General features: G+C 60.4%; 13 protein-coding genes. 11 read left to right on the top strand and 2 right to left on the bottom strand.

Going from position 1 to position 13,553, the window contains the following annotated elements:
- Positions 1-2: 2 nt before the first annotated feature.
- On the bottom strand, positions 3-890 hold the full coding sequence (locus HCK86_RS06505; protein ID WP_176083652.1) for an endonuclease/exonuclease/phosphatase family protein: 888 nt from the start codon (positions 888-890) through the stop codon (positions 3-5).
- An 85-nt stretch (positions 891-975) separates the two neighbouring features.
- Between HCK86_RS06505 and obgE the strand changes: the two genes are divergently transcribed.
- The 9 genes from obgE (at position 976) to HCK86_RS06460 (ending at position 10,354) form a co-directional block, all read left to right on the top strand.
- Positions 976-2,034 (top strand): GTPase ObgE, encoded by a 1,059-nt coding sequence (gene obgE, locus HCK86_RS06500; protein ID WP_176083651.1) that lies wholly within the window; start codon positions 976-978, stop codon positions 2,032-2,034.
- A 1-nt stretch (position 2,035) separates the two neighbouring features.
- Positions 2,036-3,199 carry a glutamate 5-kinase gene (proB, locus tag HCK86_RS06495; protein ID WP_176083650.1) on the top strand — a complete coding sequence of 388 codons (1,164 nt, stop codon included), beginning with the start codon at positions 2,036-2,038 and terminating at the stop codon, positions 3,197-3,199.
- Entirely contained in the window at positions 3,192-4,475 is a 1,284-nt protein-coding gene (locus HCK86_RS06490) for a glutamate-5-semialdehyde dehydrogenase (RefSeq protein WP_176083649.1), read from the top strand. Before proB ends, HCK86_RS06490 begins: the two co-directional genes overlap by 8 nt.
- A gap of 39 nt (positions 4,476-4,514) precedes the next feature.
- The gene (locus HCK86_RS06485; protein WP_176083860.1) at positions 4,515-5,120 is read left to right on the top strand and encodes a nicotinate-nucleotide adenylyltransferase; all 606 of its coding nucleotides are present in this window, start codon (positions 4,515-4,517) and stop codon (positions 5,118-5,120) included.
- Positions 5,117-5,980, top strand: coding sequence for a hypothetical protein (locus HCK86_RS06480; RefSeq protein ID WP_176083648.1), 864 nt, complete (start codon positions 5,117-5,119; stop codon positions 5,978-5,980). The genes HCK86_RS06485 and HCK86_RS06480 overlap by 4 nt, the downstream gene beginning before the upstream one ends.
- A 126-nt stretch (positions 5,981-6,106) precedes the next feature.
- A complete protein-coding gene (rsfS, locus tag HCK86_RS06475) occupies positions 6,107-6,550 on the top strand; it encodes a ribosome silencing factor (RefSeq protein ID WP_141148211.1) in 444 nt (147 codons plus the stop codon).
- A gap of 407 nt (positions 6,551-6,957) precedes the next feature.
- Entirely contained in the window at positions 6,958-7,440 is a 483-nt protein-coding gene (gene rlmH / locus HCK86_RS06470; RefSeq protein WP_176083859.1) for a 23S rRNA (pseudouridine(1915)-N(3))-methyltransferase RlmH, read from the top strand.
- 99 nt (positions 7,441-7,539) lie between these two features.
- Positions 7,540-8,952, top strand: a complete 1,413-nt coding sequence (locus tag HCK86_RS06465; protein WP_246739484.1) for a murein hydrolase activator EnvC — start codon at positions 7,540-7,542, stop codon at positions 8,950-8,952.
- Positions 8,942-10,354 (top strand): S41 family peptidase, encoded by a 1,413-nt coding sequence (locus HCK86_RS06460; RefSeq protein WP_176083647.1) that lies wholly within the window; start codon positions 8,942-8,944, stop codon positions 10,352-10,354. The genes HCK86_RS06465 and HCK86_RS06460 overlap by 11 nt, the downstream gene beginning before the upstream one ends.
- 346 nt (positions 10,355-10,700) lie before the next feature.
- Here HCK86_RS06460 and HCK86_RS06455 read toward each other — a convergent pair whose 3' ends face one another.
- Positions 10,701-11,351, bottom strand: a complete 651-nt coding sequence (locus HCK86_RS06455; protein WP_176083646.1) for a TetR family transcriptional regulator C-terminal domain-containing protein — start codon at positions 11,349-11,351, stop codon at positions 10,701-10,703.
- 274 nt (positions 11,352-11,625) lie between these two features.
- On the opposite strand from HCK86_RS06455, the gene HCK86_RS06450 reads away from it, so the two are divergent.
- Complete coding sequence (locus HCK86_RS06450) at positions 11,626-12,879, top strand: Zn-dependent hydrolase (protein WP_176083645.1); 1,254 nt, start codon at positions 11,626-11,628, stop codon at positions 12,877-12,879.
- Positions 12,876-13,379 (top strand): GNAT family N-acetyltransferase, encoded by a 504-nt coding sequence (locus tag HCK86_RS06445; protein WP_176083644.1) that lies wholly within the window; start codon positions 12,876-12,878, stop codon positions 13,377-13,379. The genes HCK86_RS06450 and HCK86_RS06445 overlap by 4 nt, the downstream gene beginning before the upstream one ends.
- Positions 13,380-13,553: the final 174 nt, after the last annotated feature.

The following is a 13,553-nucleotide window of genomic DNA, read 5'->3' as shown; positions in this document are numbered from 1 at the left end:
CGCTATTCTGAAGGAGATGCCGCGCCGCCCGCAAGCTCCACCCATAAGGGAAAGTGATCGGAGCCCCGCGCGGCAAGATCGACATGGCCTGACTTCAAAAGCGGCACGAGGCCGGGATGGGCAAAGGCGTAATCGAGATACATGCCCTCCCCCTCCGGCAGGCTTGGATGCGTCCAGGTGATGCAACCGGGGCCGCGCGTCTTCAGCCGGTCGAGCAGATCAACGGCAACGCCCTCACGCAAGGTGCGCCAGCCGCCAGTATCCTTTTCGCCAGCCATTTCCAGATATTCCGGCGTTTCCGGTTCCATGTTGAAATCGCCCATGAGCAGGAAATGTTCCGGCATGGGCGGATCGGCGAGGCCGAACTCGACCGAGCCCGTCACCGCACCGCCCTCGCGCGCAAAGCCGAACAGCCTGTCTTTCAGGAAACGCAGCTGATCAATGCGCTCGCGCGGCGAGACATGATCGAGATGGACGGAATAAAAGCGCAGTGGCCCCACCGGCGTCTCAATGACGGCTTCCAGCGCCGAGCGCTGATAGTTGATCCGCTCATAGGTGCGGCTGCGCGGCAAAAGCAGATGGCGGGTTGAAAGCAGCGGAAAGCGTGACAGGATCATATTGCCGAACTGCAGACGGCGTTCGACAATGCGGCCGTCTTGACGGGAATGGTCGAGATGGACATCGCAGCCAGGCCCATAGGCCAGGAAAAAATCCGGGAAAAGGGCCGCGATTTCCGCAACCATGTCGCGTTCGCCATTCTTGGGAAAACCGCGCGTCACCTCCTGCAGCGCGATCAGATCCGCACCTTGAAGGCTTGCGGCAATGCGTGCGAGATCATATTTGAGGTCCAAACCGGTCCCAAACTGGATATTATAACTCGCGATACGCATGATACCCTTTGACCTCCGCCCGACTGAACGATAACGATGCGGCTGGTTTTGCAACCGCCGGCTAACGAACACAAGTGAAAGAAACATGAAATTTCTCGATGAGGCAAAAGTCTATATCCGCTCAGGCGACGGCGGCGCCGGCAGCGTGTCGTTCCGACGCGAGAAATATATCGAGTTCGGCGGCCCGGACGGCGGTGACGGCGGACGCGGCGGCGATGTCTGGGTTGAGGCCGTCAACGGCCTCAACACGCTGATCGATTTCCGTTTCCAGCAGCATTTCAAGGCTTCAACCGGCATTCACGGCATGGGCCGCAACCGCAACGGTGCCAATGGTGCCGATGTGACGCTGAAAGTGCCGGTGGGAACCCAGGTCTTCGAGGAAGACAATGAAACGCTGATCTGCGACATCACCGAGGAAGGCCAGCGCTTCCGTCTTGCCGCCGGCGGCAATGGCGGCTTTGGCAATGCCCATTTCAAGACTTCGACCAATCAGGCGCCGCACTGGGCCAATCCCGGCCTTGAGGGCGAAGAGAAAACGGTCTGGCTCAGGCTGAAACTGATCGCCGATGCAGGGCTGGTGGGGCTTCCCAATGCGGGCAAGTCGACCTTCCTGTCGGCGGTCACTCGCGCCCGGCCGAAGATCGCCAATTACCCCTTCACCACGCTGCATCCCAATCTCGGCGTTGCAACCGTCGATACGCGCGAATTCATCCTGGCCGACATTCCCGGCCTGATCGAAGGCGCGCATGAAGGTGTGGGCATTGGTGACCGTTTCCTCGGCCATGTCGAGCGGACCCGCGTGCTGCTGCATCTGATCTCCGCCCAGGAGGAAGACGTCGCCAAGGCCTATACGACCGTGCGTGGCGAGCTTGAGGCCTATGGCAATGAAATCGCTGAAAAGCCCGAAATCGTCGCCCTGTCGCAGATCGATATTCTCGATGACGAAACCCTTGCCGAAAAGAGGGCCGCGCTGGAAGAGGCGTGCGGGATGAAGGTCCTGGCCCTTTCCTCCGTCGCTGGCAAGGGCGTTCCGGAGGCGCTGCGCCAGCTTCTCTCGGTGATCATTGCGGAAGAAAACCGGCTTGGCATTGCCGCGCGACCAAGCAGCGGGGACAAGGGTCGGCACGACAAGTGGGAACCCTGAAATGACCCAGGGTGCGAAACGGGCGCTCGCCCATTATCACCGGATCGTCATCAAGATCGGCTCGGCGCTGCTGGTTGACCGCGGAAACGGGCTGAAGCGCGATTGGCTGACCCGGCTTTGTGACGATATCGCCGCACTGAAGGAAAAGGGCGTTGAAGTGCTGGTGGTCTCCTCCGGCGCTGTTGCCCTTGGCCGCACCGTGCTGCACACCCATCCAGGCGCCCTGAAGCTGGAAGAGGCCCAGGCGGCGGCGGCCGTCGGCCAGATCGGCCTTGCCGGCGCCTGGACGGAAGCGCTGAAGGCACATGGCATTCTCGCCGGCCAGATCCTGCTGACGTTGCAGAATACCGAAGAACGACGGCAATATCTCAATGCCCGCGCCACGATCCGCCAGCTTCTGAAGGCTGGTGCCGTGCCGATTGTCAATGAGAACGACACGATCGCCACCTCGGAAATCCGCTACGGCGACAATGACCGGCTGGCCGCCCGCGTTGCCACCATGATCGGCGCCGATCTGCTGATCCTGCTGTCAGATATTGACGGGCTTTATTCAGCACCGCCGCACCTTGATCCGAACGCGAAATTCCTGGCCGAAATCCCCGTCATCACCCCCGAAATTGAGGCGATGGCCGGTGGTGCGGCCTCTGAGCTTTCGCGCGGCGGCATGCATACCAAGATCGAGGCGGGCAAGATTGCCACCACGGCAGGCTGCGCCATGATCATCGCGTCAGGCAAGATCGATCATCCGTTGCGCGCCGTCGAGGATGGTGCGCGCCATTCGATGTTCCATGCCTCGCATATGCCGGTCAATGCCCGCAAGACATGGATCGCCGGCCAGCTCCTGCCCGCCGGAACGATCCATATTGATGACGGCGCGGTTGCGGCGCTGAAGCGCGGCAATTCGCTGCTGCCAGCCGGCGTCAGCGCCGTCGACGGGCATTTCTCCCGGGGCGACACCGTTGCCATCGTCAACCGTTTCGGCGGCGAGATCGCCCGCGGCCTTTCCGGCTACGACAGCGACGAGGCGCGATCGATCGCCGGGCAGAAAACGGGTGGCATCGAGGCCATTTTGGGCTATCCAGCACGGGCGGCGATGGTACACCGCGACGATCTGGTCATGACCCTGCACGAAACGGCAGGCAACAAGGATGGAACCCATGCTTGAGAATATCGCAACGTTGAGTGACGTAGGCACCCTGATGCTCGACATGGGCAGACGGGCAAAGGCCGCATCGCATGCGCTTGCGATCGCCCCAACGGAGCAGAAAAACGCCGCCCTTCTGGCCATGGCTGACCAGATCGAGGCACATATGGCCGATATTCTCAAAGCCAATGCAGACGATGTTGCCGATGGCCGCAAGAACGGGCTGACCGGTTCCTTCATGGACCGGCTGCAGCTTGATGAAAAGCGTGTCGCCGCCATGGCGCAAGGCTTGCGTGCTGTCGCAGCGCTAAAAGATCCGGTTGGTGACCTGATCGCGGCATGGGACCGGCCCAACGGCCTGAAGATCGAGCGCGTTCGCACGCCGCTTGGTGTCATCGGCGTGATTTATGAAAGCCGTCCTAATGTGACTGCGGATGCCGGAGCGCTGACACTGAAGGCCGGCAATGCTGTCATCCTGCGTGGCGGATCGGATTCGGCCCGTTCGGCCCGCGCCATTCATGAGGCGATGAAGACCGGTCTGCGTCAGGCTGGATTGCCGGAAGATGCAATCCAGATCGTGCCGACCACCGACCGTGCCGCCGTCGGCGCCATGCTTTCCGGCCTGGACGGCGCCATTGACGTGATCGTTCCGCGTGGCGGCAAAAGCCTTGTCGGCCGCGTCCAGCGCGAGGCACGGGTGCCGGTCTTTGCCCATCTGGAAGGGCTCTGCCATGTCTATGTCGACAAGTCCGCCGACCTTTCGATGGCGGAAAAGATTGTCGTCAATGCCAAGATGCGCCGCACCGGCATCTGTGGTGCTGCCGAAACGCTGCTGATCGACCGCGCCGATGCCGGCCGCCTGCTGCTGCCGCTTGTCGAGGCGCTGGAAAAGGCTGGCTGCGAGGTCCGTGTTGACAGCACGCTTGCGAGCGCCCTGCCCGGCCGCCCCGAAGCCACCGAGGATGACTGGTATACCGAATATCTCGATGCCATCATCTCGGTGAAGCTGGTCGACGGCATTTCCGGCGCCATCGACCATATCGAACATTATTCCTCGCATCACACCGAGGCCGTGATCGCCGAAGATCCAGACGTCGTTGCCCGTTTCTTCAACGAGATCGACAGCGCCATCCTGCTGCACAACGCCTCGACACAATTCGCCGATGGCGGCGAATTTGGCATGGGAGCGGAGATCGGCATTGCGACCGGAAAAATGCATGCGCGCGGCCCGGTCGGTGTGGAACAGCTGACCTCGTTCAAATATCGCGTGCACGGCACCGGCCAGACAAGGGCGTAAGGCGTGGGCGAAACGACGATCGAGCGCCGTTTTCTGACCATGCCCCATTGCGAACGGGGCATGGTGATCGGGCTTTTCGGCGGTTCGTTCAACCCGCCGCATGAGGGGCATCTGCTGGTGGCAAAGCTTGCCATCCAGCGCCTTGGCCTTGATCAGCTGTGGTGGATGGTCACCCCTGGCAACCCCTTGAAGACGGGCAGCGCGCCCCTTGCCGAACGCCTTGCCGAGAGCCGCCGCCTTGCGCGTGATCCGCGCATCAAGGTGACGGCGCTGGAAAAGGGACTAGCGACCAGCTACACCGCCAAAACCATCCGTATCGTCAAGGCCCGCCATCAAGGTGTGCACTTCATCTGGATCATGGGCGCCGATAATCTCGCCGATTTCCATCGCTGGCAGCAATGGAAGGCGATTGCCCGGATGGTGCCGATGGCCGTCATCGACCGGCCCGGATCAAGCCTGGCCCATCTGTCATCAAAGACAGCGCGCACCTTCGCGCGTTACCGCGTGCATGAGCGGAATGCCGCCACGCTTCACCTCAGACAGCCGCCAGCCTGGACCTTTATCCACGGCCCGCGTTCGCCATTGAGTTCAACCGCTCTGCGCATCGGCCAGAACCGCGCAGACGACCGCCGGGATACCGAATGACGCGCCTGACGATTATCGACCATATCACCGACCCTGGAACGGCCGGCGGCACCAATGATGACAGCTGCGGCTGGACGGAAGACAGTGTCTTCGTCATCGATGGCGCAACGGGCCTGGCTGACCGGCAATATATGGCTGGACATGGCAGCGACGCCGCATGGCTTGCCCATCTGGCGACCGAGTTTTTCGAAAAAGCCGATGGGACAGTGCTCAGCGATACCGTGCGGGCACTGAATGAACGGGCAGCACAACAATTCGCACTTGCTGCAGACGGCGAGATCACGCCGCGTCATGCCTGGCCGGCCGCCGCCTTTCAGATGCTGAGGATTGAAAACGGACAGCTGGTCACCCGTGGGCTGGGCGACTGCCGCCTGTTCCTGCTTGATGCCGACGGACGTATTTTCCAGGCAAGCGCCCTTGAAGACAATCGCGAACGGGAAACCGCCTCGGCTGCAGCCCATCTTGAACGGGTCGGCGGGCTGGCTGGCCTCGGCAGGCTCAACCGCGATCCCGAAACCCTTGCAAGCCTGAGAGCGGGCCGGGAAAAACACAATACCGAAGGCGGACGGATCTGGACCCTTGGCCTGGTGCCGGATGCGGCCGACCATATCGCGAGCACCGACATCACGCTCACGCTGCCTGCCTATGGGCTGGTCTGCTCGGATGGCTTTGCCGCCTTGTGCGACGCCTATGATCTGTTTGATCCCGGCAGCCTTGTCTCTGCAGCACGCTCCCATGGTCTGCTGCCACTCATCAACGCCCTGCGCGACATCGAGCGGGCGGTCGACCCGGACGGGAAGAGATTTCCCCGCTTCAAGGTCTCAGATGATGCCACGGCAGTGTTATTTATGCTTGATTAACAAGGCCGAAACCGCGCCCAAGCGCCCCCGATACCAGCGCATCGCGCCACACATCTTGCAAGACAGGCCATTTGGCGGGTATTCTATTTCCGCGGCTCACCCTTGCACACGAGTCGTGTTTCGTGCTTGTTCCGGTCATTGAAGAAAGGAAGACCCCTGACAACATTGCACGCCAAGGACAAGGCTGACAAAGCCGGTCCGAAGAGCGCCAACAGCGGCACACAGTCCGCCAACGCGGCTCTCTCCGTCGTCCTCGATAGCCTCGAGGATTCGAAAGCAGAAGATATTGTCACCATCGACATTGCTGGCAAGTCGGCGCTCGGCGACCATATGGTTGTGGTTTCGGGCCGGTCGAACCGTCATGTCGTGGCGATCTGCGACCATCTGGTCCGCGACATCAAGGATGCCGGTCTTGGTCCGGCACGCGTCGAAGGCGCAGATGCCGGTGACTGGGTGCTGATCGACACCGGTGACATCATCGTCCACGTCTTCCGTCCCGAAGTCCGCGAATTTTACAATATCGAGCGGATGTGGTCGGCACCGGAAATGGGCGAAGGCAGACTGCATTAGAGCGCCGTGCGTCCTTTTGGACGCACCTGGACGCTCTAGCTTGTTGAATCTACGCATCGTTCTTTTCGAAAATCGATTCCGATTTTCGAGCCGATGCACCAGGCCGCCAGCGCCCGGCGCGACGATGGGCATGTGACTGCATCGCATCATTGTGCGACCGGCAGACATGATCGGTTGTGCTCAGGTTAACAATGCATCGGGACCGTCTGGCCTGACGGTCCTATGGGCTGCGGGCGCCGGCAGGGCAACAGCCTCATTGTCGGCGCAGAGCAGCCATGGGCGCAAAGCCGGCGACCGTTTGCCGCCAGGGCATTGGTGCCAAGGCAGGGCGCGACATGAGGCGGCCGACACCGGTTTTCTCCGGCTATCGCGTCGCGTTGCAGCCGGAATGGAAAAGACTGAAGGTTATGCAGATCGGTATATTCGCCGTCGGGCGGCTGAAATCCGGCCCGGAAAAAGAGCTCGTTGCACGCTATCTCGACCGGCTTGCCAAGATGGGGCGCGCGCACGGCATTGAATTCACACGCGTCAATGAAGTCAGTGAGAGCCGGGCCAGCAATGCCGACACACGCAAGCGCGAGGAAGCGGACGTCCTGCTGCGCAGCCTTGCGCCCGACACGGTGCTGATCCTTCTGGACGAACATGGCAAGTCGCATGACAGCGAAAGCTTTGCCGAAGCAATCGGGAAAATCCGCGATGCCGGCAAGCGTGAGATCATCTTCGCCATTGGCGGCGCCGATGGCCTCGATCCGTCACTGAGGGACCGCGCCAATATGACGGTCAATTTCGGTGCGATGACATGGCCGCATCAGATTGTCCGCATCCTGCTGGCAGAACAGCTCTACCGGGCGGTGACCCTGATGGCGGGGCATCCCTATCACCGCGCCTGAAACTCTCACACTTTGTTGAGACGACAGGAATGGCTTGGTTTATTCTTCATTAACCGCTATCCGTCAAAGCTCAGCCCGACAACCGGCAGAAGAGTGGCGATGAACAACAGATGGCCAGGCATTATGATGGGCAGGGCGGCGCTTCAGCGCGTGCTTTCGCTCGCCCTGATGTCATGTCTCTGTCTGCCGCTGCTGCCGCAGAGTGCTGCCTTCGCCGAAAATACGGCCAATACCGAGACCAGCGACGCCGAGGCGCTGGTGAACCAGCTTTCCAGCGAGCGCGATGCAAAACAGGTCGAACTCGACAAGCTGCAGCAGAACATTACCCTCTCATCCAGCCGGATGAGCCAGCTTCAGGCCGAGATCGACAAGCTTGCCGGCGACAATGCCAGCCTGAAGCAGGCGCTGGTGGATTCGGCTGCCCGGCGCCGCGCTCTTGAGGAAAAGATCGGCAACAGCGAGCAGAAGATTGCCGATCTCACCACGAAAGAAGATGCCCTGCATCAGGCGCTCAACAGTGAGCGTGACGTGCTGGCCGACGTGCTGGCAGCGCTGCAGCGCATGGGGCGCGATCCGCCGCCGGCGCTTCTGGTCTCACCGGGCGATGCGCTTGCCTCTGTGCGTTCGGCAATCCTTCTGAACGGCGTCGTGCCGGAGCTGCGCGACAAGCTGGACGGCGTTCTGGCAGATCTGAAGGCGCTGCAATCGGTCAAGACCGAGCTGGTCAGCGAGCGTGACGGCCTGGCACAATCGCTCGATGCCATCGCCGAGGAAGAAAAGCGCATGGACCTTCTGATCGCGGAGAACGACCGCTCCCGCCAGCAGAACAGTGATACGCTGGCTGCCGAGCAGAGCCAGGCGGAAGCGCTTGCCGCCAAAGCCACCGACCTCAACAGCCTGATCGCTTCGCTGGAGACGGAAATCACGTCTGCGCGCAACGCTTCCAAGCTGGCGGAGGAAGAGGCAGCGCGTCAGTCAAACATGACGGAAGCACAGAAAAACGCCGCACGCGAACGGGCGCTCTCACTTCCGCCCGATAAAAACCGTATTACGCCCGCATATCCGTTCTCTGATCTTAAAGGTCGTCTCACACTGCCTGTCGATGGCAAAATCCTCCGCTCATACGGCGATCCGGATGGAACCGGGCATACGGCAACAGGTATAACTGTCGAAACACGGCCCGGTGCGCTGGTTACGGCACCAGCCGATGGAACTGTGGTCTATGCAGGTCGTTTTCGCAGCTATGGTGAGATGGTCATTCTCAATGTCGGCGACGGCTACCATATCGTCATGACGGGCATGGATGGTTTAAAGGTAAGGCAAGGCGACTTCATTTTCTCAGGTGAACCCCTGGCAGCTATGGGCGCAACACGGGTGGCAAGTGCTGCCACGCTGGCGCTGGAAACTGAGAAGCCGACACTCTACATTGAGTTCCGGCACGACGGTAAACCGGTCGATTCGCAATCCTGGTGGGCGGAAGACAAAAATGGAAAGGCACGCAATGATACGTAGAGCTACGCTTCTGTTGGCTGGCGTCGCAATTGGCGCTTCGGTAACGGGGGTCATTTTCTCGGCCGACATACCAGCACGCGCAGCGGGCGACGATTCCACATATAAGGAAATGTCGCTGTTTGGAGACGTGTTCGAGCGCGTGCGCGCCCAGTATGTGACACCGCCCGACGAACAGAAAATGATCGAAGATGCCATCAATGGCATGCTGAGCGGTCTTGACCCGCATTCGAGCTACATGACCGCCAAAGAATCGGAGGAAATGCGCGACGAATCCAAGGGTGAGTTCGGCGGCCTCGGCATTGAAGTGACGATGGAAGACGAAGTCGTCAAGGTTGTCGCCCCGATCGATGACACACCTGCGGCCAAGGCCGGTGTCATGGCTGGCGACAAGATCATCGAGATCGATCACCAGAGCGTGCGCGGCATGTCGCTCAACGACGCCGTTAACCTGATGCGCGGCGAAGTCGGTCAGCCGATCGATGTCACCATCATGCGCGACGGGGTCGACAAGCCGATCGACATGACGATCGTTCGCGGTGTCATTCCGATGAATTCGGTCAAGGCACGCGTCGAAAATGGCGATGTCGGCTATATCCGCATCTCGACCTTCATGAATGAGAAGCTTGACGAAAACCTGAAGGACGCGATCGAGAAGATCCAGTCCGAGGTGCCGGAGGACAAGCTGAAGGGCTACATCCTCGACCTGCGCCTCAATCCGGGCGGCTTCCTGAACCAGGCCGTCGCTGTTTCCGATACCTTCCTCACCGGTGGCGAGGTGGTTTCCACCCGCGGGCGCAATCCGCAGGAAACCCGCCGCTTCGATGCGGGCCCTGGTGATCTGACCAACGGCAAGCCGCTGATCGTGCTGATCAATGGCGGCTCGGCTTCAGCGTCGGAAATCGTTGCCGGCGCCCTGCATGACCTCAAGCGTGCAACACTCGTCGGCACCCGCAGCTTCGGCAAGGGCTCGGTGCAGACCATCGTTCCGCTCGGCAATGAGGGCTCGCTGCGCCTGACGACGGCGCTCTACTACACGCCGTCTGGCACGTCGATCCAGGGAACCGGCATCAAACCCGATATCGTCGTTCAGCAGAAGCTTCCCGACGACATCAAGGATCTGGTCGTACCGGAAGGCGAATCAAGCCTGCGCGGCCATATTCAGGGCGCGGACGAGACCGATGCCGGTTCCGGCTCGGTCGCCTATGTGCCGCAGGATCCAAAGGATGATGTCCAGCTGCAATTCGCGCTCGACCTTCTGGAAGGCAAGAAGACCGACCCGTCTTTCCCTGCCGACCCCAACAAGGCCGTTCAGGAACTGCAGAGCAAAGAGCAGCAGACCCAGGCCGCTGCTGAAACGGACAGCAAGACCGATGATACGAAGACGGACGACAAGGCGAACTGAGGCCTTTTCTCTCCGTGATCTGATGTTGACGAGAGGCCGGCGGATCGCTCCGCCGGCCTCTGGCTGCTGACAATCCTCGCTTTTTTCTGACGTCATGCCTGTGCTTGGTCCACAGGCATCCAGCCGACGCACGTCTGCGCGGCGAAAGAACTTTTCTATTCAATGCCTTATGAATCTGGATCCCCGTGACAAGCACGGGGATGACGACGGAGGCGGCGGCCATTCCACCCCGAACAGGCGATCTGAACGATTTGATCGGCAGTCTGGGTCCGGCGGATCGCTCCGCCGGCCTTTTCACTTCGGTGCCTGGCGCAACCGGGCCGCGCCCTCACCGCCTGAACGCGGCTCAGCCGGACTGGCCGTCAATCACCAGCCCCTTGACGAACAGGGTTTCGAGATAGCGGGCGGCATCCTCATAGCGGCCCTCGCCATATAGCCCATCCCCCAGCACGGCACGGATCTGCACGTCGAAATCAGCATAATGCTGAGTCGTCGCCCAGATCGAGAAGATCAGATGATAGGGATCGACCTTCCGCAGCTTGCCGGCCTTCTGCCAGGCGCGGATAACCTTGGCCTTCTCGTCGACAAGATCCTTCAGCGGGCCTTTCAGCATCGGTTCGACATTGGGCGCGCCCTGCAGCACTTCATTGGCGAAGAGCCGGCTCTCCCGCGGAAAATCCCGTGCCATTTCCAGCTTGCGGCGGATATAGGACCGGATCTCGCTCTCGGGATCGGAACCTGCGTCAAAGAAACGCAGCGGCGCCAGCCAGACTTCCATAACCTGTTCGATCAGGGTCGCGAACATGGCCTCCTTGGTGCGGAAATAGTAAAGCACATTCGGTTTTGACATGCCGGCCGCCTCGGCGATCTGATCCACCGTCGAACCCTTGAATCCATTGGCAGAAAAGACATCGAGCGCAGCCTCGAGAATCACCTCCTCCTTGGCCTCCTGTATCCGGGTCCGCCGCTGTGTTCTGGCCGCCCTCGCTGTCGTCATGCCCTCGCCTCGCTTTCCAATTACCCGCACCAATGTGCACAAAAACAAATCACGCCCAATCTTTAGGCTAATTTTTATAAAAATGTCGCCTGAATTTGACTTTCCACTCTTGAGTGACGGCGGGGAAGTTGTAAAGTTTACCAACCGGTCAAAATCCTTGCCGGTTTTCGCAAGAATAGCAATGGCGTAGCATCGGCCAACTTGAATTTTCTAGAAACGACAGATCAAACTGCTGATAAGAAGCGCCGAAAGCAGATATTTGGGGAGCAGCGTAATGGTTGCAGCACTTGGTGAAAATATGCGGATCAATGGCGACCGCCTTTGGGACGCCCTGATGGACATGGCGAAGATCGGCCCCGGCATTGCTGGCGGCAACAATCGCCAGACCCTGACGGACGCCGATGCTGAAGGCCGGAAGCTGTTTCAGGCATGGTGCGAGGAAGCGGGCCTCACCATGGGTGTCGACAAGATGGGCACCATGTTCATGACCCGCCCCGGCACCGACCCCGACGCGCTTCCTGTCTATGTCGGAAGCCATCTCGACACACAGCCGACCGGCGGCAAATATGACGGTGTGCTTGGCGTGCTTTCGGCGCTTGAGCTGGTGCGCACCATGAACGACCTCGATATCAAGACAAAGCATCCGATCGTTGTCACAAACTGGGCCAACGAAGAAGGCGCGCGCTTTGCCCCTGCCATGCTGGCCTCCGGTGTGTTCGCAGGCATTCACACAATCGACTATGCCTATGGCCGCAAGGATCCCGAAGGCCTGACCTATGGCGACGAACTGAAGCGGATCGGCTGGGTCGGCGATGAAGAGGTCGGCGCGCGCAAGATGCATGCCTATTTCGAATATCACATCGAGCAGGGTCCGATCCTCGAGGCCGAAGACAAGCAGATCGGCGTCGTCACCCACTGTCAGGGTCTCTGGTGGCTGGAATTCACGCTTTCCGGCAAGGAAGCCCATACCGGCTCGACCCCGATGGCGATGCGCGTCAATGCCGGGCTCGCCATGGCCCGCATTCTGGAAATGGTGCAGAAGGTGGCCATGGAAAGCCAGCCCAATGCCGTTGGCGGCGTCGGCCAGATGTTCTTCTCGCCCAATTCTCGCAATGTCCTGCCCGGCAAAGTGACCTTCACGGTCGATATCCGCACGGTCGACCAGGAAAAGCTCGACACGATGCGCGCCAAGATCGAGACGCAGGCCGCAGCCATCTGCGAAGAACTCGGCGTCGGCTGTTCGGTCGAGGCGGTCGGGCATTTCGATCCGGTCACCTTCACGCCTGAACTTGTCGAAAATGTCCGCCAGTCCGCCATTGAGCTCGGCTACAGCCATATGGACATCGTCTCCGGTGCGGGTCATGATGCCTGCTGGGCAGCCAAGCTGGCGCCGACCACCATGGTCATGTGTCCCTGTGTTGACGGTCTGTCCCACAACGAGGCGGAAGACATTTCCAAGGAATGGGCAGCGGCGGGTGCCGATGTTCTGCTCAGGGCCGTATTGAAAACTGCGGAGATTGCCGAGTGAGCTTGGTCCTCGCCATAGAAAGCCCCGATCAGGCGGAAGTGACAGCACTTCTCGACTGTTCGGATGCCTATATGGCGGAACTCTACCCGCCGGAAGGCAATTTTGCCGTCGACCTTCACGCATTGATGCAGCATGACATCAGCTTCGTGGTGGCCAGGCTTGATGGCCGCGCGGCGGGTTGCGGCGCAATCAAATGGCTGACAGACGGTACGGCCGAACTGAAGCGGATCTTCGTTGCCGATGATGCACGCGGACGCGGCATCGGCGGCCGTATTATGGATTTTCTCGAAAAGCTGGCGAAAGACAGAAACGTAAAACACCTCTTTCTTGAAACGGGACCGCTCAACACCGAGGCCGTGCTGATGTATCGCACACGCGGCTTTTCCCAATGCGGTCCCTTCGCCGACTATGAAGACAACCCCTACAGCCTGTTCATGACCAGAGATATGACGGCGGGCGCGACATCGCCAGAGCCCGTGAAGCAAAGGGTGGCATCGTGAAAAGCACGACGAAAGACGCTAAAGCCGGGCTACGCTCGATCGGCTATATCGGAGCCAGACCTGCCTCGACCGTTGCATCTGACGTCAAGGCACATCAATCCGCCGGCCCGGCCAGAAGCCGTGGCCGTCTTCCGGTGACAGCGTCGTCACAGGCGACGCCGGCCCCGGCAAACA

Source organism: Martelella sp. HB161492 (assembly GCF_013184775.1).
In the GTDB taxonomy this organism is placed as follows: Bacteria; Pseudomonadota; Alphaproteobacteria; order Rhizobiales; family Rhizobiaceae; genus Martelella.
Note: the sequence above shows the minus strand (reverse complement) of the source record. Positions and strands in the feature narration are given on the sequence as shown.